We start from the raw sequence: 21,242 nt of genomic DNA, 5'->3' as shown, positions 1-21,242 counted from the left end.
CCCGCCGGCCGGGCACTGATGGCCGTGGGGACTACCGGGTGGAGCGGGGGTCCAGCGAGTCGCGCAGCGCGTCGCCGAGCAGGTTGAACGCCAGGACCAGCAGGAAGACCGTCAACCCGGGGAACAGGGTGTACCAGGGGTCGCTCGCGACGTAGCCGATGCTGTTGAAGATCATGCGGCCCAGGTCGGGCGTGGGTTCGGTGACGCCGATGTTGACGAACGCCAGCGCCGCCTCGATGGCGATGAACTGCGGCACCATCAGCGAGACGGTGACCAGGATCGGCGCCCAGATGTTCGGCAGCAGCTGCCGCAGCAGGATGTGCGCGGTGCCGGCGCCGGCGGCCCGGGCCGCGTCGACGAACTCCCGTTCCCGCAGCGAGATCACCTGCCCGCGGACCAGGCGCGCGGTGTACGTCCAGCTGAACAGGCCGAAGGTGGCGACGATCAGGGCCACGCGGAAGGCCGGCGACGGCGCCTCCCGGTCGGAGTAGAAGCGGTCCTGGAGGATCGGGATGACCGCGAGCGCGAAGATGAGGAACGGGAACGCCAGCGTGAGGTCGATCAGCCAGTTGACGACGCCGTCCAGCCAGCCTCTGGCCCACCCGGCCAGCACTCCGACCGCGACACCGATTCCGGACGCCAGCAGCGCCGAGGTGAACGCGATGAACAGGGACGTCCGCAGGCCGTAGACCAGTTGCATCAGGATGTCCCTGCCACTGCCGGGTTCGAGTCCCAGCCAATGGTCGGCGCTGATTCCGCCGGCATACCCGATCGGCATTCCGAAATCGTTGAGACGGTCCACGAACTTGTCGGTCGGGTCGATTCCGGTGAGCCGTCCCAGCAGTGGCGCACCGAGCGCGACCAGGGCGGCGACGGCGAGCGTGACGGCGCTGGCCCGGGCCGTACGGTCGCGTTTGAGCCGCAGCCAGGCGAGCTGGCCGGGTGACCGGCCGACGAATTCGCCGGGCCGGCCGGCGGGGCCGGGAACGGCCTCGACGTCGGGGCCGGGAGTGGCCGGCGGGTGCGACAGTTCGCTCATGAGCAGTCCTCCCGATGGGGACGAAAACGCCCTGCCATCCGACGGTAATGCGCTTCCGGACACTGGAAAGAATCGTTCCGGTAACGGCCGTTCCGGTTGTCGTGCATTGACAACGATCCGGCGTACGGAATGCATCGGCGCAATAACGGCGCGATTCGGTTGTCAGCCTTTCAGGTGGCCGTGCCGCAAATTCGGAATGCGTTGCCGCGAGGCGCTCAGGCGGTTGTCAGCCGTTCGGGCACTCCCGTACGCCGATGTCACACCGGACGGGCGACCGGGGCGGCCGGTGTAACACTTCGTGACTCTTCGCGTTCACACCGTCCACCTAGGGTTCTCGGCGGTCCGGTTCGCACGACGTGCCGGGCCGTCCACCGGCCCTCATCCGGGCCCCGACGGAAGGACCACCCATGCCCTTCGCCCGACGTACCGCCGCTCTGGCACTGGCCGCCGCGCTCGGCGGCCTCGCCGTGCCGGCCGCCCCCGCGGAGGCCGCGCCGCGCCCCGGCCCGCAGACCCCCTCGGTGCTGCTGCTCACCGTCGACGACGGCGCCGGCGTGCGTGCCACGGTGCTGACCTGCGGGCCCACCGGCGGCCTGCACCCCGACCCGATCACCGCCTGCCGGCTCGTCGCCCGCGTCGACGGCGACCTGGACGCGCTCGACGTGGACGGCGCGCCGTGCACCTCCCAGTACGCCCCGGTCGTCGCGCGTGCCGTGGGCTTCTGGCAGGACCGCCCGGTCTCCTACACCCGGACGTTCGGCAACCCCTGCCTGATGCAGCGCACCACCGCCGCCCTCTTCACCTTCTGACGCCCGCCCATCCCCGCCTGTTCTCGTTGATCATGAGGTTGGCGGCGGTTCCGGTCCGATTTGTCGCCGTCAACCTCATGATCGACGGGGCGGGTGGGGAGGGGTGGGGTGGGGTGGGTGGGGTGCGGAGAATGGGTGTGGGGTGTTGGGAGGGGGAACTGTGGCACTGGGCTCGGACGCGGTGGGTGGCGGGCGGGAGTTGCGGGCGGACTGTTCGCGCTGCGCCGGGGTCTGCTGCGTCGCGCCGGCGTTCACCGCGTCCGCCGACTTCGCCATCGACAAGCCCGCCGGGCGGCCCTGCCCGAACCTGGGCGCCGACTTCCGCTGCGGCATCCACACCGAGCTGCGGCAACGCGGCTTCCCCGGATGCACCGTGTTCGACTGCTTCGGCGCCGGTCAGCACCTCACCCAGAACACGTTCGCCGGCCGGGACTGGCGCGCCGACCCGGCCACCGCGCAACGGATGTTCGACAGCTTCGCGGTGCTGCGGCCGCTGCACGAGCTGCTCTGGTACCTGACCGAGGCGGTACGTCTGACCCCGCCCTGCCCGCTGCGCGACGAGCTGACCGTCGCGCTCGACGAGACCGCCCGGCTCACCGACGGCACCCCTGACGAACTGCGCGCCCTCGACGTCGACGCGCACCGGGACCGCGCCAACCGCCTGCTGTCCCGCGCCGGCGAACAGGCACGAGCCGGGCGGGCCGGCCCGGACCGCCGGGGCGCGATGCTGATCGGGGTGGACCTGCGCCGTACCCCGCTGACCGGGGCGAACCTGCGCGGTGCCTGCCTGATCGGTGCCGACCTGCGGGGCGTACGCCTCGGCGCCGCCGACCTGACCGGCGCGGACCTGCGCGGGGCCGACCTGCGCGGCGCGGACCTGGGCGAGTGCCTGTTCACGCACCAGTCGCAGCTCGACGCCGCACGCGGCGACCACCGAACGGTGCTGCCGCCGGGGCTACGCCGCCCGGCCCACTGGTCCCTGACGCTGACCCCGGCACACCCCCGCCCGCGCCGCCGCCGCTGACCCCGTCGACGCTCCCCGGCCCGCCCGCACCCGCCACCGCTGCCCGCCACCGCCTCCGGCCGTCGGCCCGCCCCTCGGCGCCCGCCCCGAACCCGCACCGGCCGGCCGGCGCAGGCGCAGGCGCAGACACAGCGTCGATCAAGGACTTTGTGTCCCCGTCAGCCCCGCCTCGAGCCGCAAACTCCTTGATCACCGCAGCCAGGGGGACGGGTTCCCCCGAGGAACTCCTCCTCGACCGGCCCACCGGAGGGACCTCGGCGGTGATCAAGGGGTTTGGGTCAGGTTCGGGGCCGGATCGGGACACGAACTCCTTGATCAACCGCGAGACGGGGCCGGGGCCGGGGCCGGGGCGGGCCGGCGGATACGGGAAGGCGCGGGTTTGGTGGGGGTGGGGTCGGGTAGGCGGCCGGACGGCTGTCGACCGACGGGAGGGCCACCGGTGGGGTATCGGGCACGCGACGGTGAGGAGCCGGTCGACCCGGCGCACGCCGAGGACGAGGCCGGGCAGGTTCCGCTGGTGCAGACCGCCGCGGACACCGACGTGCCGGCGCCCGCTCCCAGAGCGCCGAAGCCGGACGAGGTGACCGAGGACGACGGATCCGGCATGGCGGGCGGGGCGTCCGGCAGCAGCTCGGGCGGCTCCTCGATGCCGACCCACCCGGACGCGGCCCGCCGACCGGACGCCGCCCGCTGAAACGGGCGCGAGCCACGGAACGGACACCGGCCACCGAACCGGGGCAGGCGACCGACCGGGCACCGGCCACCCAACCGATGCAGGCCCCTGAACGAACACAGGCCACCGAACCGACGCAGGCCGACGAACGTTTGCCGTCACCCGCTGCGGGCAGGAGTGCGACATGACCAGTGAACAGTCCTTCGGCCGGGCGGCCGGCGACGAACCCGACGGCGCGACCGCGTACGAGGCGTCCCTGCGCCCGCCGGGCGAGTCCCTGCACACCACCGACGACACCGGCGACGACTTCGCCGACCTGCCCGCCGAGGACCGGCGGTCGGCACGGGAGGTCAGCCGCGCCGGTTACGACGTGGCGGCCGTCTCCGGCACCGGCGACCCGTCCGAGGAGCCGGAGGAGATCGAGGAGGGCCGGCCGCTGCGCTGAGCCGTACGCGGGGTGGCGGCGGCGCCGCTCCGCGCCTCGGTCATGCCCCGGTTCGCCAGCGCGTCGGCGCGCTCGTTCTCCGGGTGCCCGTTGTGGCCCTTCACCCACAGCCACGTCACGTCGTGCCGGGCGCACGCCGCCTCCAGCGCCTGCCACAGGTCGGCGTTCTTCACCGGCTGCTTCGCGGCGGTCAGCCAGCCGTTGCGCTTCCACGCGTTCAGCCAGCCGGTGATGCCGTTGCGCACGTACGTGCTGTCGGTGTGCAGCCGTACCGTGACCGGGCGGGTCAGGCTCTCCAGCGCCCGGATCGCGGCGGTCAGCTCCATCCGGTTGTTCGTGGTCGGGGTGGCCTCGCCGCCGCACAGCTCCCGCTCGTGCCCGCCCCAGCGCAGCACCGCGCCCCAGCCGCCGGGCCCGGGATTGCCGCTGCACGCGCCGTCGGTCCAGATCTCCACGACCCGGCCGGTCTCCGCCTCCACCATGCCCGGCAACCTACCGGGTACGCGGGCGCGCGGGACCACCCGACCCGCCGCGCGCGGCTAGCGTGCGGGCATGACCACTCCCCCGGACTTCGCGACGCTCTGCAACTTCCGTGATCTCGGTGGCTGGCGGACCGGTGACGGCCGCACCGTCGCCCGGGGCCGGCTCTACCGCTCCGACTCACTGGCCAAGCTCGCCGGTGCGGATCTGGAACGGTTCGCGGCGCTGGGCGTGCGCACCGTGATCGACCTGCGGTACCCGTGGGAGATCGCCGACCGCGGCCGGGCCCCGGAGAGCCCCGGCGTCACCTGGCACAACCTGAGCATCGAGCACCGCCCGTACGTGCAGGCCGACATCGATCCCGGCGTGGACCCGTGGCGCTACCTGGCCGACCGGTACGCCGAGGTGGCCGAGGACGGCGTGGCCGAGCTGCGCCGGGCCCTCGAGGTGATCGCGGACGGCGAGCACCCGCTGGTGTTCCACTGCGCCTCCGGCAAGGACCGCACCGGGCTGCTCGCCGCGCTGGTGCTGTCCCTGCTCGGCGTGGACGACGACCAGATCGCGGCGGACTTCGCACTCACCGAGCACGCCACCGAACGGCTGGTGGCCGAGTGGCGTGAGCGCAACGGCGGCGCGACGCCGGGCTGGCCGGCGTACGGGCGGGCGCCGGCCGAGATCATCCGGCTGGTGCTGGCCGACCTGCGAGCCGCACACGGTTCCGTGCACGGCTACGTGACCGGCCGGCTCGGCGTCGGCGCGCACACGATCGACGCGCTGCGCGCCCGGCTGCTCACCGGCGGCACGAACCCGCTGCCCACCCAGGGCACCACCGGCAGTACGCCGACGACGGCCACCCACTGAGCGCCGGTGACGGCCGAGCGGCGGCGACCGGATAAGGCAACTACGGACGCTCGTGCGGGACCGCGTCGCCGAAGGCTAGCGACGCAGCCGGGCGCGCAGCCGGCCGGCCGCGTCGCCGAGCACCGCGCCGGTCATCGGCAGCAGCGGGCTGGACCGCATCACCGCCAGGTCCTCGGCCGGGCTGGTCACGCCGTCGAGGAACCGCAGCACCCGCTCCGGCGGGTTGCGGTCGAACAGCCGCTCGAAGAACTCCACCCCGCCGACGTGTCCCCGGTCCAGCGCGCGCAGCGCCACCGCGTCCATCCACAGGTGCCGGCCCGGGTACGCGGGCGCGGGCACCGGCGGGCGGCCCGCGGCGAGCGCCCGGGCCACCTGGTCGGCCTGGCGCAGCATCGCGGAGAACGTGAAGCCGGTGGACGGGCGGGTCGCCCCGCCCGCGGTGCCCAGCCGCACCACCCGTGGGCTCGGGCGGGACTCGAACGGGCCGTCGGTCATCGGGATCACGCCGTCCTCGACCTCCCGCACCCGCAGCGCGGTCAGGTCCAGGCCGAGCAGGTCCGCGTAGCCGCGCAGCGCCGCGTCGTACCCGGCGTCGTCGAGCAGCTCCGGCCCGAACTCGGTGTACTCGACGAGCGCGAACCGGTCGTCGACCGGCAGCACGTACCCGAAGGACACCCCGCGCTGCGGCTGCGGCGTGCGGAAGTCCATCAGCACCGCCCGCTGCGGGTCGAACGTGGGCCGGTCGGCGGCCAGCCACCAGCCCCGGAAGTGCTGCAACCAGCTGGTCCGCCCCGGCCGCGACGGCCGCCGGGGCCGCGAGTCGAGCACCCACCCGGCCCGCACCAGCTCACGCCCGTCCGGGTCGCACACGGTCACCCGCTCACCGTCGTCGCGCAGCTCCCCCGCCGGGGCGCTGACCCGGACCGCGTCCAGCCGCCGCTCGGCCTCGGCAGCCCGGTCGTAGACCGGGGCGGAGCGCAGCATGGCGTACCGCAGGGGGTGCAGCGGCAGGACGCGGCGGCCGGCGGGCGTGACCACGTCGACCTGCGACCAGCTCGCGCTCAGCAGCGGGTCCAGGTCGTCGCCGGGCCGGCCCCAGAACGCCCAGGTACGGTCCTGGCCGCGCTTGTGCACCGGGTCCACCACCGCGACCCGCAGCCCGGTCACGTCGTGCCGGTCCAGCGCGGCCAGGACCAGGGACGCGGCACCGCCGCCACCGACCAGCGCGAGGTCGACGTCGACCGGGAAGGATGCGTGCATCCGGCCACGCTGCCACACCGGCGGACGCCGCCACAGGCCGACCCGCGCTCAGGCCACCGGCGCGGGCTTCTGCGGGGCCGGCTCGGCGTAGGCGGCGGCCACCGTCGCCCGGTCGAAGACCCGCCACGTCGCGGCGATCACCGCGACCGCCACCACGAAACCCACCCAGTACGGCGCGGTGATGCCGAACCGGGCCGCCACCACGCCGCCGAGCAGCGCGCCGACGCAGTTGCCGCCCGCCGCGACGAACAACGTGGTGCTGCCGACCCGGCCCATCAACGCGTGCGGGGTGAGCCGCTGCCGCAGCGAGTTCGCCACGATGTTCCACAGCGCGCTGTGCGCCCCGAACGCGAACAGCGCGAGCCCGACCACGACCGCGCTGCGGGAGGCGGCGAGCGCCAGGTGCAGTCCCGCCTCGACCAGCAGCCCCGTCCGCACCGTCCAGGTGGGCGTGATCGCGGCGATCAGCCGGTCCCCCACCAGCGAGCCGAGCACGCCGCCCACGGCCATGCAGGTGAACAACGCGCCGTAGCCGACCGAGCCCAGCCCCAGCCGCTCGGTGGCGAGCAGCACCAGCACCGCCACCGCCGCGGTCAGCGTGACGTTCAGCAGGCCGATCAGCACCGTCATGGTGCGCAGCAGCCGCTGCCCCCACAGCCAGCGGAACCCCTCCGCGACCTCCGCCCGCACCGAACGCCGCTCCTGAAGCGCCGCCCCGCCCCGGTACGTCCCGGCGAGCAGCCCGACCAGCACGGCGCTGAGCGCGTACGTGCCGGCGTTGAGCGCGAACGGCAGCGACGCCGCCAGCACGAACAGGAACCCGCCGAGCGGGCCGGCGATCATGTTCTGCATCACCTGCGTGCCGCCGCCCAGCCAGCCGTTGGCGCGTTCCAGCAGCGAGCGCGGCACCACCGCCGGCAGCACCGCCTGCGCGGCGGTACGGAACACCACCTCGCCGGTGTTCACCACGAACAGCACCGCGTAGAGCAGCGCGATCCCGGCCCGATCGGCGAGCATCGCCACCGCCAGGGCGGCCAGCGCGCCGACGCGTACCCAGTCGATGAGCACCATCAGCCGCCGCCGGTCCACCCGGTCCGCGAGCACGCCACCGGGTAGCGCGAACAGCAGCCACGGCAGCCACGACACCGCCGCCCCGGCCGACACCACCAGCGGATCGTCGGTGATCGACGCCACGTACAGCGGCGCGGCCACCGTCGCCGTCCCGCTGCCCAGCGCGGACAGCGTGCTCGCCGTCCACAGTCGGGCGAAGCGCCCGCCGAGCCGTTCCCCCGTCACGGCGAGGCAACCTACCAGCGGAGACGTGCGCCGCCGACCGGTTTTACCGGCGGCGGGTGTTGAGGCGGGCCGCCTGCCGGTTCAGGTGGTCGCGTTCGGCCAGGCTGGACGCCCGGCGGGCCGCCTCCGCGTACAGCCGCGCCGCCGTGTCCGGGTCGCCGTCGCGTTCGTGCAGGTACGCCGCCACCGCCGTGTACCGGGGCAACGTGTCGTCGAGCGCCGCGAGCGCCGCCAGCCCGGCGCGCGCGCCGTCCGCCTCGCCGACGGCGACCGCCCGGTTGAGCCGGGCGATCGGGCTGCCGGTCAGCCGGACGAGTTCGTCGTACCACTCGACGATCTGCACCCAGTCGGTCTCCGCCGCGGTACGCGCGTCCGCGTGCAGGGCCGCGACGGCGGCCTGGGCCTGGAACTCGCCGAGCCGGTCGCGGGAGAGGGCGGTCTGGAGGATGCCCACGCCCTCGGCGATCAGCGTGGTGTCCCACCGGCTGCGGTCCTGCTGGGCGAGCGGCACCAGGCTGCCGTCGGGCGCGGTCCGGCCGGCCCGGCGGGCGTGGTGCAGCAGCATGAGCGCGAGCAGCCCGGCCACCTCGGGGTGGTCGATCGCGGCGGCGAGCTGCCGGGTGAGCCGGATCGCCTCGGCGGCCAGGTCCACGTCGCCGGAGTAGCCCTCGTTGAACACCAGGTACAGCACCCGCAGCACGGTGGCCACGTCGCCGGGCTGGTCGAAGCGCACGCCGGACACGGTCCGCTTGGCCCGGCTGATCCGCTGCGCCATGGTGGCCTCCGGCACCAGGTACGCCTGCGCGATCTGCCGGGTGGTGAGCCCGCCGACGGCGCGCAGCGTCAACGCGACGGCCGACGACGGGCTCAGCGACGGATGCGCGCAGAGGAAGTAGAGCCGCAGCGTGTCGTCCACCGCCGGCACCGGGCCGGGCGGCGGCTCCTCGTCCACGACGTCCTCGCGCCGGCGCCGGGCGGCGTCGGCGCGGGCCGCGTCCAGGAACCGCCGCCAGGCCACCGTGACCAGCCAGCCCAACGGATCGCGGGGCGGCTCGGCCGGCCAGGCACGCAGCGCCTCGACGAGCGCGTCCTGCACGGCGTCCTCGGCCGCCGCGAAGTCGGCTCCGCGGCGGACGAGGACACCGAGCACGCCCGGGATGAGGCTGCGGAGCGCGACCTCGTCCATCGGACGGCTCACTCGGTGATGGTGGGCGGCCCGGTCAGGAACGGGCGCAGCTCCAGCCACTCGTGGATCGGCTTGCCGTCCTGCCCCGGCGCGGCCGACAGCTCGGCGGCCAGTTCGAGCGCCCGCTCGTAGCTGTCCACGTCGATCACCATCCAGCCGGCGATGAGGTCCTTCGTCTCGGCGAACGGGCCGTCGGTGACCGGCGGGCGTCCCTCGCCGTCGTAGCGGACGAACGTGCCCTCCGGGGCGAGCGCCTGGCCGTCGACGTACTCGCCGCTCTCCTGCAGCCGCGCCGCGAACTCCTGCATGTAGCGCACGTGCGCGGAGATCTCCTCCGGCGTCCACTTGTCGATCATCGGCATGTCGGTGACCGGGGTCGGACCGCCGCGGTAGTGCTTCAGGAGCAGGTACTTCATCGGTGTCTCCTCGTGGAGGGTGCGACCCATTCTGGCCGCGTTCACTCCGGGGACGAAGCCGGCCCTCCGTTCTCGACATCGGCGGCGGAGGAATTTCCGGTGCCGGGTGTCACGTCGCGTAGAGCGTCCTAGGAGGCTAGTTCTGAGGGTCCGGGCCGCCCACCCCCGTCGCGGCGGCCCGGACCCGTCACCCGGCAGTCCGGGCCGTCACCGGACGGCGGTCCGGCGCAGGCCGGTGATCAGCACCGCGCCCGCGACCAGGTGCAACGCCACGAGCGTCAGCGTCGCCGCCCGGCCGACTCCCCCGCCCAGCGGCCCGAGCACCGACACCAGCAGCACCAGCACCGCGACGGCGGTCCAGGCGGTCCGGGCCCGGCCGGTGAGCCGCTCCAGCAGGGCCAGCAGTGCCCAGCCGGCCAGCCCGGCGAGCAGCGTGCTCACCACCACGGCCACCGGCGTCACCCGCTGCTCGGCGGAGCCGGTACGCGCGGTCAGCTCCACCCCGGCCACTGGTACCGCGACCAGCCAGCCCAGCAGCGTGGCAGCGGCGGCCGTGAGCACCGTCAGCAGGCGGTCCCGGCGGCGGTTCGGGCGGGCGGCGACGGTCGGCATCGTGTTCTCCATCGGTGGCTCCTCCACATCGGGACGACTGCCGGGAACGCTAGGCCGGGCAGGCCGTCGCCCGGATCGGGCCGCGGAGCGGTTCCCGGCTCCGTCGCCGGAACGACCACCGGGCCGGATCTCCGCCTGCCGACCGATGAGAAGCGGCGGACCGGCGGCCTAGCATCCGGACATGAGGTGCGCGTCCCGGTCCCGGATCCTGCTGCTGCTCGACGGCGGCATCGCCACCGCGAGCCTCGCCGTCTGCCTGCTCGCGCTGCTGGCCTCCGACGCCGGCCCGGCCACGTCCGGCGCGACCGCCGTCGCGGTCGGCCTGGCCGCGGCGCAGGCGAGCTGTCTGCTGTGGATCCGGCGCCACCCCGGGTACGCCGTCGGCGTCGCCGCGCTCGCGGGCGCCGGCCTGGAGGCGCTCTGCCCGCAGCTCGGCTGGCTCGGCCTGGTCGCGGTGCCGATGGCGTACGTGGCCCGGCTGCGCCCGCCCCGGTACTCGCTCGTCGTGCTCGGTCTGCTGCTCGCGCCCACGCCGTGGAAGCTGGTCACCGGCGGCTGGCGGGATCTGCTGCTGGCGGTGACCGCGCTGGGCCTGAGCTGGACGCTCGGCGAGTTGCAGCGGGGCCAGGCGCAGCGGCGCTGCGAGCGGGAACGGCAGGTACGCGCGGCCGAACGGGAACGGATCTCCCGCGAGCTGCACGACGTGGTGGCGCACCACGTCGCCGTCATCGCCGTACAGGCAGCCGCAGCCGAGGACGTGTTCGACGAGCAGCCCGCGCAGGCGCGGGCCGCGCTCGCCGCGATCGACGCCGCGGCCCGGTCGGCGCTCACCGAACTGCGGGCCATGCTGCACGCGCTCGCCGCCAATGACGGGTCCGGCCCGGACGGGCCGCAGCCGGGACTGGCGCAGCTCGACGCACTCGCCGACGCGGTACGGGCGGTCGGCCTGCCGGTGACGCTGCGCCGGGACGGCGACGGCGAGGCGCTACCGGGCGGGGTGCAACTGTCGGCGTACCGGATCGTGCAGGAGTCGCTGACCAACGCGCTGCGCCACGGGCACGCCACCCACGCCGACGTGGACGTGCGCTACCGGGACGGGGTGCTGCGGCTGGAGGTGGTCAACGACGGCCCGGCACCCGCCCGCCGGCCCGGTACGAGCACCGGGCGCGGCATCGTCGGCATGCGGGAGCGGGCCCGGCTGCTCGGCGGCACGCTCGACGCCGGCCCGCTGCCGGCCGGCGGCTTCCGGGTCCACGCACGACTGCCGGTCGGGGCGGCGCGGTGACCGTGCGGGTGGTGGTCGCCGACGACCAGGAACTGATCCGCGCCGGGCTGCGCACGATCCTCGACGCGCGACCCGACCTCACCGTGGTCGGGGAGGCGGCCGACGGCGTCGAGGCGGTGGCGGTGGCGACCCGCACGAGGCCGGACGTCGTGCTGATGGACGTCCGGATGCCCCGGCGCGACGGCATCGCCGCCACCCGCGACCTGGTGGCCGCCGGCAACCCGGCCCGGGTGGTCATGCTGACCACATTCGACCTGGACGAGCACGTCTACGCCGCGCTGCGCGCCGGGGCGAGCGCGTTCCTGCTCAAGGACACCCGTCCGGCCGACCTCGCCGAGGCGGTACGCGTGGTGGCCCGGGGCGAGGCCCTGCTCGCGCCGACCGTGACCCGGCGGCTGCTGGACCGGTACGCCGACCGGCTGCCCGCGCCCGCGCCCACCGGCGACGTGCTCGCCGCGCTGACCGCCCGGGAGCGGGAGGTGCTGACGCTCACCGCGCGGGCACTGTCCAATGCGGAGATCGCCGCCCGGCTGCACCTGAGCACCGCCACCGTGAAGACCCACGTCTCGGCGATCCTCACCAAACTGGGCCTGCGCGACCGGATCCAGGCGGTGGTGCTCGCGTACGACACCGGCCTGGTCCGGCCGGAGCCGCCGGTCCGGTAAGGGTGGACCGGCCCGGCAGGGACGAACCGGACAACGGGCCCAGACGAGCCGAACCGGAACGGGCTGCCGTCCGGCCTGGCCCGGCATGTCCGCCGTCTCGTGGCGGCAGGGAGCACACCGGACGGCAACGAAGATTTCTCAATTACCCCCAGTGACCGCCCCAACCCTCCTAGTGTTGGCCACACCGGTGCTCGTCACGGAGTTGGCCACCCGAACGACGTCCCACGCCTACAGCGGACGAAAAGTGAGGGAAGACGCGGATGAAGGCACAGTCATTTCTCGGATCGGCGGCGTTCGGCGTGGGCCTCGGCGCACTGCTGCTCCCGGCCGCCGCACTGGCGGACACCAGAGTCTCACCCGCCACCACCCCGGTCGGCGGCACCGTCGTGCTGACCACCACGTGCAACCCGAACGCCGGTGACGCGATCTTCCGGGTCACCGGCCCGGACCGGGACCAGAACGTCCGGTCCACCACGGCCGCCGCAGGCGGTGGCCTGAGCGCCGAACTGTTCACCGCCGGGTTCACGCTCGGCACGTACACGGTGGCCACCACCTGCGGCGACGGCAGCGACGGCGGCAGCGCCACGTTCACCGTCACCCCGATCGGCGGCGCGCAGGCCGGTGGCGGCGGGCGGGACGGCGACACCGGGGTGCTGATCGCCGGTGGCGTGCTGGCCGCCGGGGCGCTCGCCGGTGGCGCGTACGCGGTCATCCGCCGCCGCCGCGCGGGCGCCGTCGCCTGACCGGTTCGCCGAGCGGTCCGCCCGCGCCGGAGCATCCGGCGCGGGCGCCGCGTCCCTGTCGGACGGAGGTGGGATGCTGTCGGAGTCGCAGCGCCGGTCGCGCCTGCACGCCGCCGTCGTGGTCACCGCCGTCACCGTGGCCGCCGCCACCGGCGCCGGGCTGGTCTCGGCCGGGCTCGGCACCACGTCGGCGTCACCACCGCAGCCCGGCGCGTCCGCCGCGCCGCCCACCGAACGCCCCGGTACGGCCGGCCCGGCGCTGCCCCGCGCCACACCGGTGCGGGTCACCATCCCGCGCATCGGCATCGACGCCGAGATCGTCCCGGTCGCCACCGACTCGGACGGCGCGCTGGAGGTGCCGCCGCTGGAGCGCCCGGAGCTCACCGGCTGGTACCACCCCGGTCCAGCGCCCGGCCAGGCCGGCAACGCGGTGCTGGTCGGGCACGTCGACTCGCAACACGGCCCGGCGGTCTTCTTCGACCTCGGACGGCTGCGCCCCGGCGACACGATCCGGGTGCTGCGGGCCGACGGCCGGACCGCCACGTTCACGGTGGACGGCGTCGGGGCGTACCCGAAGGAGCGCTTCCCCACCGCGCGGGTCTACGGCGGCGACGCGGCGGCGCGGCTACGGCTGATCACGTGCGGCGGGCGGTTCGACCCGCGTACCGGCAGCTACCCGGACAACATCGTCGTCTTCGCCACCGCGACCCGGTGACGCTCACCCGGCCAGGTCGGCCAGTTCCGCGTCGAGCAGGCCCGCCAGCAACTCCACCCGGCCCGGGTCGTTGTCGGCGGTGATGTTCCGGCTGGGCATCTCGACGGTCATCAGCAGGTAGAGATACAGCCGGTAGAGGCCGAGCCGCCGCCGCGCCCCGGCGTCGAGCGGGAACGGCGCCGCCGCCCGGTAGGCGCGCACCAGCGGGTCGTCCGGCTCGTCCTCGGCGCGGCGGAACAGCAGCGGCGACACGAGGTCCATCAGCGGGTCGCCCCACAGGTACCGCTCGCCGTCGACCAGGCCGGTGAGCCGAGGGGCGCCGTCCGGCCCGGCGACGGCGAGCACGTTCCCGGCCCAGCCGTCGAAGTGCAGCAGCGCCGGGCGGTCGACCGCGTCGAGCACCGCCGCGTGCCGGCCCACCAGCTCCCGGATCCGGGACGCGGGCACGGGTAGCGGCACCGCCCAGTCCGCGGCGTCGGCGAGCATGTCGTCCACCATGGCCGTGTAGGCGTCCCGCCAGGTGCCGGCACAGGCCCGGTCGCCGTCGTAGCCGTACCGCTCGCCGGTGACGGTGTGCAACGCGGCGAGCGTGCGGCCGAACTCCGCGCGCAGCGGCCCGACGTCCGCGCCGGCCTGGCTCAGATCCCAGAGGGTACGACCTGGTAGCCGTGCCATGAGCAGCCAGTCACCGAGGTCGGGGTGGCGGCCGTGGTGCAACAGCATTGGCGTCGGCACCTCTGGCGCGCGGGCCGCCACCAGGCGCAGGTAGTGCGCCTCCGCGCCGATCATGTCGCGCTCGTAGCGCAGCAGCGGCACGTGCGGCGGCGGGCCGACCTTGAGCACCACGTCGCGGCCGTCGGTAAGGCGTACCCACCAGACGGCGGCGAAGCCGCCACCGCTCAGCGGGCCGCAGCCGGCCACCTCGGCGCCGGGTCCGAGCGAGACGGTCAGGTAGCGGCGGACCTGCGCGGGGTCGAGGGCACGCTGAGTCGGACTCACGCTCATGGTCCCGGGAGCGTAGTGGGTTGGGATGTAAGGAAGGGCCCCCTGTTAACGCCTCCGGTAGAGGAAGGGCCCCTTGTTAACACCGCCCCGGCGCTTGGGAGAATCACGGAATGGCGAGACGGGGCGAACGGACGACGGCCTGCCCGTGCGGCACCGGCCGGCCGTACGCCGATTGCTGCGCCCCGGTCCACCGGGGCGAGGCGACGGCGGCGACGGCGGAGGCGCTGATGCGGTCCCGGTTCAGCGCGTTCGCCCTCGGCGACGCCGCCTACCTGCGGCACAGCTGGCACTCCGCCACCCGCCCGGAGCGGCTCGAGCTGGACGCGGGCACCCGCTGGACCCGGCTGGAGATCGTGGAGACCGGGCAGGGCGGCCTGTTCGACAGCGCCGGGACGGTCCGGTTCCGGGCGCACTACCGCGAGGGCGGCCGGGCGGGCGTGCTGGCCGAGCACAGCCGCTTCGCCCGCGAGGACGGCCGCTGGGTCTACCTCGACGCGCTGCCGCAGTGACGCCTGCCCCACCGCCGAGGCGCGGCGGGTGTTAATAAGGGGCCCTTCCTCTACCGGAGGCGTTAAGAGGGTGCCCTTCCTTTCCGGCCCTAAGCGGGGCGCGGGGTGGGCTGGGCCAGTTCGGCGATCTCGCGCGGCAGCTGGGACAGCGCCTGGTTGAACTGGGCCGGCCCGACCACCCGGTGCAGCGCCTGCAGCACCGCCCGGGCGCCGCGCTCGGCGTCGGACGGTGTCGCGCCGGAGCGCTCGGCGATCCGCCGCAGAAACTCGTCGTACCCGAAGACCTCAGGGTCTTCGACCCGGGCGCGCGCCAGCAGCGGACGAAGCTCGTGCGCGACGTGCACGGACAGGTCGTCGGCCTCGCCGCCGCTGATCCGTTCGGCGAGCGTGCGCAGCGTCGCCTGGGTCAGCGCGCGGGCCGTCTCCACGGGCACGCCGGCGCGGGCGGACACCCGCGCGTAGAACTCCGGTTCGGCCATCGTCGGTCCTTCCGTCGCAACGGCAGCGTGGCTACCCGCCGCCGGCCGCGGCAAACACGGCTCAGGCCAGGGCCCGCGCCGCCGAGACGATCGCGCCCACGCCGATGCCGGCCCGGTCGAACTGCTGGGCGGGGGTGCCGGAGCCGGGCAGCCCGCGTACCGCCAGGTGGTTGACCCGGGCCGGTTCGCCCAGATCGGCGAGGGCCTCCAGCACGGCCGAGCCCAGGCCGCCCTCCGGGTAGTGGTCCTCGACCACCACCAGCCGCCCGCCGGTCTCCACGACGGCCTCGGCCAGGCGCTGCCGGTCCACCGGCTTGATCGAGTACAGGTCGATCACCCGGGCGTCGATGCCCTCGCGGGTCAGCTCGTCGGCGGCGGCGAGGCAGAGGTGCACCGTCACGCCGGTGCCCAGCAGCGCCACGTCCCCGCCGTCGCGCACCATCCGGCTGCCGCCGATCGGGAACGGCTCGGCGTCGTCGTAGAGCACCGGGTACGCGCCGCGCGTCGTCCGCAGGTAGCACACGCCCGGCTGGTCGGGCATCTGGGCCACCAGGGCCGCGCAGGAGACCGCGTCGGCCGGGCACAGCACCGTGGAGCCGGGCACCGCGCGCAGCGCGGCGATGTCCTCCAGCCCCATCTGGGACGGGCCGTCCGGGCCGATCTCCACCCCGGCGTGCGAGCCGACGAGCGCGATGTCGGCCCGGGACACGCCCGCCATCCGGATGAAGTCGTACGCCCGGGACCAGAACGCGGCGAACGTCGCCGCGAACGGCCGGTAGCCGCGCACCGCCAGGCCCACCGCGGCGGCGGCGAGCTGCTGCTCCGCGATGAACATCTGGAAGAACCGATCCGGGTACGCGGTGGCGAAGCGCTCCGCCCGGGTGGAGTCGCTGACCTCGCCGTCGAGCGCGACCACGTCGGGCCGGGCGGCGCCGAGGGCGCGCAGCGCGTCACCGTACGCGTCCCGGGTGGCGACCTTCGCGCCGCGCTCGTACCGGGTCAGCTCCGGCTGTCCGTGCTCGGCCGGGGCGGTGCGCGGCGCGGCGGGGGGTTTCGGTCCGGCGACCCGGATGCGCCGGGGGCCGCCGAGCGCCCGCACGGCGCGCTCGGCCAGCTCCGGGTCGAGCTGCTTGCCGTGCCAGGCCGGGTCGTTCTCCACCTCGGGTACGCCCTTGCCCTTGACCGTGCGGGCCAGCACCACAGTCGGCCCGGAGGCGTCACGTGCCTGCCCGTACGCCTCGTCGATCGCGCCCAGGTCGTGGCCGTCGACCACGATCGCCCGGCAGCCGAACGCCTCGACGCGCCGGCGGTAGGTGTCCAGGTCCCACTCCAGCTCGGTGGGGCCGCGCTGGCCGAACCGGTTGACGTCCACGATCGTGGTGAGGTTGCGCAGCCCGTAGTGGCCGGCCTTGTCCAGCGCCTCCCACACCGATCCCTCGGCGGTCTCGCTGTCGCCGCAGAGCACCCAGACGTGCGCGGGCGACCGGTCGAGGTACTGGGCGGCCAGCGCCACCCCGACGCCGATCGGCAGGCCCTGCCCGAGCGAGCCGGTGGCCACGTCCACCCAGGGAAGGACCGGTGTGGGGTGGCCCTGAAGGCGCGACCCGGACCGCCGGTACGTCTCCAGCAGCTCCTGCTCGCTGATCGCGCCGGTGGCCCGGAACACCGCGTACAGCAGCGGGGAGGCGTGCCCCTTGGAGAAGATCAGGTGGTCGTTGCCGGGGTTGCCCGGGTAGGACCAGTCGTAGCGCAGGTGCCGGGCGACGAGCACGGCGAGCAGGTCGGCGGCGGAGAGGCTGGACGTGGGGTGCCCGGAGCCGGCCATCGTGCTGCACCGGATCGCGTCCACCCGTAGCTGGGCGGCCAGCTCCGCCAGCCCGGTCAGCTCCTCGTCGCGCAGCGTGCGCTCTGCTTCCAACGTCACCGCGATCGTCTCCCGGGTCGCCGATCTTCCGGACCAACGCTAGGCCAGAAAAGCTACCATTGGTCCCTTTTCTGGCGATTCATGCCCGACCGGTGAGCAGCCAGAGCGCCACCAGCAGGTACGGCAGCACCGCGACCGCGAAGGCCGCCGGGTTGCCCACCGCGCCGGCGAGCAGCCCGTACCCGCCGTAGAAGGCGACGATGGTCAGGTCGGTGGCCATCCCGGCCAGCGACGTGACGGTGGCCCGGGCCGACCCGGCGATCCGGGCCTGGAGCCGCACGTCGGCGAGCACGGTGGCCAGCTGGAACGCGGCGAACGCCGCCGCCAGCAGCAGGAACCCCGCGGGGTGCCGCAGCAGCGCCCCGGCCGCCGTGGCCCCCGCCGCGAACACCAGCAGACCGGCGTACCCCCGGTGGGACAGCCGCTCGCCCAGCGGCGCGAGCAGCCCGCCCGCAGTCATCCCCGCCCACACCAGCAGGAGCAGCAGCGGTACGCCCACCTCGGCCGTGCCGGTGTCGGCGGCCAGCAGCCCGGTGTACTCGTCGAGCCCACCCCAGATCGCGGTGACGGCCGCGACCAGCAGCACGGCGGCACGGACACGGCGGTCGGCCCGCACCTCGCCGAGCCCCAGGCGCAGGCTGTCCAGCCAGCCGGGCTCGTCGTCACCCGGCCCCTCCCCCGGCTGGTCACCTGCCCTCGGCCCATCGGGGGCGGCGGCTGGTGGGCGGTGCTCCGGGAAGCGGGCGGCGACGGCCGCCGCCAGCAGGCACGTCGCCACGCTCGCCGCGCCGACCGCGAGGTAGCCGCCGAGCGCGAACACCGGCCCGGCGAGCACCCCCGACCCGACCGCGCCGAGCACCTCGGCGGTGCGGGTCCGGCCGATCAGCCGGGCGTACCGGTCGGCCGCGCCGAGGCGTTCCAGCTCGGTGAAGACGAGCGCCTCCAGCGCCCCGGACCGCAGCGCCCCACCGGCGCCCCAGAGCAGGAACCCCACGGCGAACGCCGGATAGGACGGCAGCAGCACCCAGAGCGCGAACCCGCCGGCGGCCAGCAGCGGCGCCAGGCAGAGCAGCAGCCGACGCGACACCGCGTCGGCCCACACGCCGGAGGGCACCTCCAGCACGATGCCGGCGACCGCCCAGAGCACGAACAGCGAGGAGATCTGCCCGACCGACAACCCGGTGCCGGCGAACAGCAGCACGTAGAGCGGGTAGAGCAGGACGAGGTCGGTGAGGAACGCGTACCCGTAGAGCGTCGCCGCCAGACGGCGGGTCGCGGGCACGCGGGCAGGAGCGACGAGCATGGAACCTTCCCACGGGACGTGACGGACACCGGCCGGAATGCACGGCGTCCGCGGCGGCCCGCGGCCTCGTCGCTCAGGAAGGCATCAACATCGCCAGGTCATGCCGGAATCCTATCCCCCGCGCGGCGACCGGGTGGTCCCCCGGCGGGCACGCAACCGGGGCGGGACCGTGCGGTCCCGCCCCGGTTCGTCGCCGCTGTCGGGTCAGCGGCGGAACTTCTCCACGTCGGCCTGCGGAATGACCATGGTGGCCTCGCTGTCCGCGGCCTGCTCGGCCGTCGGCTGGCGCGGCGTGGCCGGCTGGGTGCGCTCGGAGTCGGCGACCGCCGGGATGTGCTGCGTGGCCTCCGCGCCCGCCTGCGACGGCACCGGCTCGGTGGCGTCCGCGCCGGCGGCGGCCGGCTGGGTACCCGGGTACGCCGGGACCGGCTGCGTACGGTCCGCCTCGGCGTCGCGGCTCACCGGCTGGGTCAGCTCGGACTCGGCGTACGGGCCGGTGGCGGCCAGGCGGGCCTCGACGTCACGCCGGCCGGCCTGGTACGCCCGGGCGTGCGTGGCGATGGTGCGCGACTCCTCCTCGGCCCGGGTCAGCCAGTTCTCCCAGCGGCTCTGCATCGGCCGGACCAGCCCGCCGCCGACGCCGACGACCAGGATGCCGCCGACGGTGGCGAGCACCGCGATCAGCACCGGGGTGGTGACGGTGGTGGCGACGCCGATCTGGTTGAGCGCGGCGATGACACCGAGGCCCAGGATGAACACCGAGGCGAGGTTGGCCAGCACCCGGCCGTACGAGAGGCCGCCGAGCGCGCTGGAGATGATGTCCTTCACCGCGCGGGCGATGGCCGCGGCGACCACCACGATGACGATGGCGACGAACGCCCGCGGCAGCCAGGCGATCACACCGGCGATCAGGTCGGAGATGGGGTTCGGACCCCAGATGCCGAACGCGAGCTGGAGCGTGACCAGCAGCACCCCGTAGTAGGCCAGCTTCGCGACGATGTCGCTGGCGTCGTACTTCGAACGGGCCAGCGCGGTCTTGATCCCGCCGCGCTCGACGGCCCGGTCGAAGTGGACCCGCTCCAGCACCTTGTCCACGAGCTTCAGCACGGCCTTGGCGATCAGCCAGCCGACGACCAGGATCGCGACGAACGCGACCGCCTTGGGCAGGAACAGCATCACCGAACGGAACGCGTCGCCCACCGCGTCGCCGAAGTTGTCTCTCATCGAAGGGCCTCCACGTACGTGCTCCAGGTTTGTCCGGGTGAGGGCTACCCGGACGCGCGCGCGGGGAAACGCGGTCAGCCTCCAGGGCAGCGGTAGACGACGCGGGTGCTGGCCTGCGCCGTCGTCGGTTCGACGATGTTGACGGTGGCGATGCCGGTGGTCGTCCCGGCCCCGGTGAACGTCCACTTGAGGGTGAGGGCCGCCGTCTGCTGCCCGCTGCCGACCCGTTCCGTGAGCACGGCGCCGGGCGGCGCGTCGGAGCGGAACCACTGGTAGCGGATCGTCCCGCCGCGCCCGTTGGTGCGCACGGTGGCCACCACGTCGACGGTCACGTCGCAGGCGACACCGGCCGGCCGGGGCACCGCGACAGTGACCCCCTCGACCTCCAGCGGGCGCAGCCGCTGCCACAGGTAGAGGCCGACCGCCAGCAGCAGCACCACGGTGAGCAGCGTGGACAGCACCGAGACGACGCGACGCCAGACCGGACGTGGCCGGATCGGAGGCGCGGTGGGCCAGGGCGGTGCGGGCGGCGGCGTCGCCGGCACGCCCGGCCCGAAGCGCAACTCGCCGCCGGGGCCGGGCCCTGGTGCGCCGCTCGCCGCCCGCGCGTCGCCGGTCCGATCCGGGTACGCCCCGGCGCCCGTCGCCGCCATTCCGGTGGCCTGGCCTCGGGGCGGGACGCCGGTGGGCTGCCACGACGCGGTGGGCTGCCACGACGCGGTCGGTTCCGCGCCGGTCGGGCGCGGGTAGACGGTCGCCTGCCCGGTCGTGTCTCCCGGTGCGTGGCGCAGATGGACCGTCGCCTCATCCATCGGATTCGCCGGAGCCGGACGCAGACTCACAGTCGGTTCGCCGGCTGCACCGTCCGGGGTCGCGCGAAAGTGGACAGTCGCCTCCCCCGCGTCGTCTGACCGGCCCGGACTCAAGTGCACGGTCGGCTCCGCGCCGCGCGGTGCCGGCGTGGCCGAGGCGAGGTCTGCTGTGCGGTCGTCCCCGCCCGGGACACCGCTCAGGTGGACGGTGGGTTCACCGGCCGGCGGACGGTCGGCCACCGGTCCGGAGAGATGGACGGTGGGCTCCGACCCGTCCGTCGCCGCCGGGACGTCGACGGACGGCGGCACGGCCGGGTCCGACCGGTCGACGGCCGGCGGCATCGTCGAGTCGGCGTCGGCTCGGGGCCGGGCGAGGTGGACCGTGGGCTCGGCGGCGTCCGTGTCCCCGGTGACCGGCAGGGCGCGGGTGGGCAGCGCCTCGGTGGGCTCGTCGGGGCGGGTCACGCCGGCCGTCCC

General features: G+C 74.9%; 22 protein-coding genes and 1 pseudogene. 10 read left to right on the top strand and 13 right to left on the bottom strand.

Translation table 11 applies throughout. The features are described from left to right. Nucleotides 1-31: 31 nt before the first annotated feature. Entirely contained in the window at nt 32-1,039 is a 1,008-nt protein-coding gene (locus ABIH81_RS23175) for an ABC transporter permease (RefSeq protein ID WP_349876995.1), read from the bottom strand. A 407-nt stretch (nt 1,040-1,446) separates the two neighbouring features. Between ABIH81_RS23175 and ABIH81_RS23170 the strand changes: the two genes are divergently transcribed. From ABIH81_RS23170 to ABIH81_RS23155, 4 genes are all read left to right on the top strand, one after another. Beyond that, complete coding sequence (locus ABIH81_RS23170; protein ID WP_349876994.1) at nt 1,447-1,848, top strand: SSI family serine proteinase inhibitor; 402 nt, start codon at nt 1,447-1,449, stop codon at nt 1,846-1,848. Between the two features lie 166 nt (nt 1,849-2,014). After that, nucleotides 2,015-2,872: a pentapeptide repeat-containing protein gene (locus tag ABIH81_RS23165; RefSeq protein WP_349881181.1), complete on the top strand. Its 858-nt coding sequence runs from the start codon at nt 2,015-2,017 to the stop codon at nt 2,870-2,872. A gap of 439 nt (nt 2,873-3,311) precedes the next feature. Then, complete coding sequence (locus tag ABIH81_RS23160) at nt 3,312-3,566, top strand: preprotein translocase YidC (RefSeq protein ID WP_349876993.1); 255 nt, start codon at nt 3,312-3,314, stop codon at nt 3,564-3,566. A gap of 163 nt (nt 3,567-3,729) precedes the next feature. Continuing rightward, entirely contained in the window at nt 3,730-3,990 is a 261-nt protein-coding gene (locus ABIH81_RS23155) for a hypothetical protein (protein WP_091418334.1), read from the top strand. Here the strand turns inward: ABIH81_RS23155 and rnhA are convergent. Beyond that, nucleotides 3,909-4,472, bottom strand: a complete 564-nt coding sequence (gene rnhA / locus ABIH81_RS23150; protein ID WP_349876992.1) for a ribonuclease HI — start codon at nt 4,470-4,472, stop codon at nt 3,909-3,911. The two genes, ABIH81_RS23155 and rnhA, sit on opposite strands and share 82 nt — an antisense overlap. Before the next feature lie 70 nt (nt 4,473-4,542). On the opposite strand from rnhA, the gene ABIH81_RS23145 reads away from it, so the two are divergent. Continuing rightward, a complete protein-coding gene (locus ABIH81_RS23145) occupies nt 4,543-5,331 on the top strand; it encodes a tyrosine-protein phosphatase (RefSeq protein ID WP_349876991.1) in 789 nt (262 codons plus the stop codon). A 75-nt stretch (nt 5,332-5,406) separates the two neighbouring features. Here ABIH81_RS23145 and ABIH81_RS23140 read toward each other — a convergent pair whose 3' ends face one another. The 5 genes from ABIH81_RS23140 to ABIH81_RS23120 form a co-directional block, all read right to left on the bottom strand. Then, on the bottom strand, nt 5,407-6,591 hold the full coding sequence (locus ABIH81_RS23140; protein WP_349876990.1) for a lycopene cyclase family protein: 1,185 nt from the start codon (nt 6,589-6,591) through the stop codon (nt 5,407-5,409). A 48-nt stretch (nt 6,592-6,639) separates the two neighbouring features. Continuing rightward, nucleotides 6,640-7,887, bottom strand: coding sequence for an MFS transporter (locus ABIH81_RS23135; protein WP_349876989.1), 1,248 nt, complete (start codon nt 7,885-7,887; stop codon nt 6,640-6,642). Between the two features lie 43 nt (nt 7,888-7,930). Then, a complete protein-coding gene (locus ABIH81_RS23130; protein ID WP_349881180.1) occupies nt 7,931-9,073 on the bottom strand; it encodes a DUF6596 domain-containing protein in 1,143 nt (380 codons plus the stop codon). A gap of 8 nt (nt 9,074-9,081) precedes the next feature. Continuing rightward, nucleotides 9,082-9,489, bottom strand: a complete 408-nt coding sequence (locus tag ABIH81_RS23125) for a YciI family protein (RefSeq protein WP_349876988.1) — start codon at nt 9,487-9,489, stop codon at nt 9,082-9,084. 207 nt (nt 9,490-9,696) lie between these two features. Then, nucleotides 9,697-10,113 (bottom strand): DUF6069 family protein, encoded by a 417-nt coding sequence (locus ABIH81_RS23120; protein WP_349876987.1) that lies wholly within the window; start codon nt 10,111-10,113, stop codon nt 9,697-9,699. 169 nt (nt 10,114-10,282) lie between these two features. Between ABIH81_RS23120 and ABIH81_RS23115 the strand changes: the two genes are divergently transcribed. The 4 genes from ABIH81_RS23115 (at nt 10,283) to ABIH81_RS23100 (ending at nt 13,509) form a co-directional block, all read left to right on the top strand. Then, entirely contained in the window at nt 10,283-11,386 is a 1,104-nt protein-coding gene (locus tag ABIH81_RS23115) for a histidine kinase (RefSeq protein WP_349876986.1), read from the top strand. Next, nucleotides 11,383-12,051 (top strand): response regulator transcription factor, encoded by a 669-nt coding sequence (locus ABIH81_RS23110; RefSeq protein WP_349876985.1) that lies wholly within the window; start codon nt 11,383-11,385, stop codon nt 12,049-12,051. The genes ABIH81_RS23115 and ABIH81_RS23110 overlap by 4 nt, the downstream gene beginning before the upstream one ends. A 260-nt stretch (nt 12,052-12,311) precedes the next feature. Beyond that, nucleotides 12,312-12,794, top strand: coding sequence for a hypothetical protein (locus ABIH81_RS23105; protein ID WP_073829387.1), 483 nt, complete (start codon nt 12,312-12,314; stop codon nt 12,792-12,794). Nucleotides 12,795-12,867: 73 nt separating this feature from the next. Next, the gene (locus ABIH81_RS23100) at nt 12,868-13,509 is read left to right on the top strand and encodes a class F sortase (RefSeq protein WP_349876984.1); all 642 of its coding nucleotides are present in this window, start codon (nt 12,868-12,870) and stop codon (nt 13,507-13,509) included. Between the two features lie 3 nt (nt 13,510-13,512). On the opposite strand, the gene ABIH81_RS23095 is transcribed toward ABIH81_RS23100, so the two are convergent. Next, nucleotides 13,513-14,514: an aminoglycoside phosphotransferase family protein gene (locus ABIH81_RS23095; RefSeq protein WP_349876983.1), complete on the bottom strand. Its 1,002-nt coding sequence runs from the start codon at nt 14,512-14,514 to the stop codon at nt 13,513-13,515. Nucleotides 14,515-14,624: 110 nt separating this feature from the next. On the opposite strand from ABIH81_RS23095, the gene ABIH81_RS23090 reads away from it, so the two are divergent. Further along, nucleotides 14,625-15,023, top strand: a complete 399-nt coding sequence (locus ABIH81_RS23090) for a YchJ family metal-binding protein (RefSeq protein WP_349876982.1) — start codon at nt 14,625-14,627, stop codon at nt 15,021-15,023. Between the two features lie 89 nt (nt 15,024-15,112). Here ABIH81_RS23090 and ABIH81_RS23085 read toward each other — a convergent pair whose 3' ends face one another. The 5 genes and pseudogenes from ABIH81_RS23085 to ABIH81_RS23065 all read right to left on the bottom strand — a co-directional run bounded on the left by ABIH81_RS23085 (nt 15,113) and on the right by ABIH81_RS23065 (nt 21,230). Then, the gene (locus ABIH81_RS23085) at nt 15,113-15,502 is read right to left on the bottom strand and encodes a DUF2267 domain-containing protein (RefSeq protein ID WP_349876981.1); all 390 of its coding nucleotides are present in this window, start codon (nt 15,500-15,502) and stop codon (nt 15,113-15,115) included. A 61-nt stretch (nt 15,503-15,563) separates the two neighbouring features. Further along, entirely contained in the window at nt 15,564-17,426 is a 1,863-nt protein-coding gene (locus ABIH81_RS23080) for a transketolase (RefSeq protein ID WP_349876980.1), read from the bottom strand. A 79-nt stretch (nt 17,427-17,505) separates the two neighbouring features. Continuing rightward, nucleotides 17,506-18,729, bottom strand: coding sequence for an MFS transporter (locus tag ABIH81_RS23075; protein WP_349876979.1), 1,224 nt, complete (start codon nt 18,727-18,729; stop codon nt 17,506-17,508). Nucleotides 18,730-19,230: 501 nt separating this feature from the next. Beyond that, a pseudogene (locus ABIH81_RS23070) lies at nt 19,231-19,953 on the bottom strand (hypothetical protein); the annotation flags it as partial. 74 nt (nt 19,954-20,027) lie between these two features. Beyond that, nucleotides 20,028-21,230 (bottom strand): hypothetical protein, encoded by a 1,203-nt coding sequence (locus ABIH81_RS23065; RefSeq protein ID WP_349876978.1) that lies wholly within the window; start codon nt 21,228-21,230, stop codon nt 20,028-20,030. Between the last annotated feature and the right edge of the window lie 12 nt (nt 21,231-21,242).

Origin of the sequence: Micromonospora sp. HUAS YX12 (genome assembly GCF_040215685.1) — a bacterium.
GTDB lineage: Bacteria > Actinomycetota > Actinomycetes > Mycobacteriales > Micromonosporaceae > Micromonospora > Micromonospora tulbaghiae.
This window is presented reverse-complemented; position numbering and strand designations above follow the sequence as displayed.

Excerpts from the sequence above, each read along its gene's own strand:
- ABIH81_RS23090 (WP_349876982.1), top strand. The coding sequence starts at position 14,625 with ATGGCGAGACGGGGCGAACGGACGACGGCCTGCCCGTGCGGCACCGGC.
- ABIH81_RS23100 (WP_349876984.1), top strand. The coding sequence starts at position 12,868 with ATGCTGTCGGAGTCGCAGCGCCGGTCGCGCCTGCACGCCGCCGTCGTG.
- ABIH81_RS23125 (WP_349876988.1), bottom strand. The coding sequence starts at position 9,489 with ATGAAGTACCTGCTCCTGAAGCACTACCGCGGCGGTCCGACCCCGGTC.
- ABIH81_RS23170 (WP_349876994.1), top strand. The coding sequence starts at position 1,447 with ATGCCCTTCGCCCGACGTACCGCCGCTCTGGCACTGGCCGCCGCGCTC.
- ABIH81_RS23140 (WP_349876990.1), bottom strand. The coding sequence starts at position 6,591 with ATGCACGCATCCTTCCCGGTCGACGTCGACCTCGCGCTGGTCGGTGGC.
- ABIH81_RS23145 (WP_349876991.1), top strand. The coding sequence starts at position 4,543 with ATGACCACTCCCCCGGACTTCGCGACGCTCTGCAACTTCCGTGATCTC.
- rnhA (WP_349876992.1), bottom strand. The coding sequence starts at position 4,472 with ATGGTGGAGGCGGAGACCGGCCGGGTCGTGGAGATCTGGACCGACGGC.
- ABIH81_RS23115 (WP_349876986.1), top strand. The coding sequence starts at position 10,283 with ATGAGGTGCGCGTCCCGGTCCCGGATCCTGCTGCTGCTCGACGGCGGC.
- ABIH81_RS23105 (WP_073829387.1), top strand. The coding sequence starts at position 12,312 with ATGAAGGCACAGTCATTTCTCGGATCGGCGGCGTTCGGCGTGGGCCTC.
- ABIH81_RS23075 (WP_349876979.1), bottom strand. The coding sequence starts at position 18,729 with ATGCTCGTCGCTCCTGCCCGCGTGCCCGCGACCCGCCGTCTGGCGGCG.
- ABIH81_RS23085 (WP_349876981.1), bottom strand. The coding sequence starts at position 15,502 with ATGGCCGAACCGGAGTTCTACGCGCGGGTGTCCGCCCGCGCCGGCGTG.
- ABIH81_RS23120 (WP_349876987.1), bottom strand. The coding sequence starts at position 10,113 with ATGGAGAACACGATGCCGACCGTCGCCGCCCGCCCGAACCGCCGCCGG.
- ABIH81_RS23130 (WP_349881180.1), bottom strand. The coding sequence starts at position 9,073 with ATGGACGAGGTCGCGCTCCGCAGCCTCATCCCGGGCGTGCTCGGTGTC.
- ABIH81_RS23155 (WP_091418334.1), top strand. The coding sequence starts at position 3,730 with ATGACCAGTGAACAGTCCTTCGGCCGGGCGGCCGGCGACGAACCCGAC.
- ABIH81_RS23175 (WP_349876995.1), bottom strand. The coding sequence starts at position 1,039 with ATGAGCGAACTGTCGCACCCGCCGGCCACTCCCGGCCCCGACGTCGAG.
- ABIH81_RS23095 (WP_349876983.1), bottom strand. The coding sequence starts at position 14,514 with ATGAGCGTGAGTCCGACTCAGCGTGCCCTCGACCCCGCGCAGGTCCGC.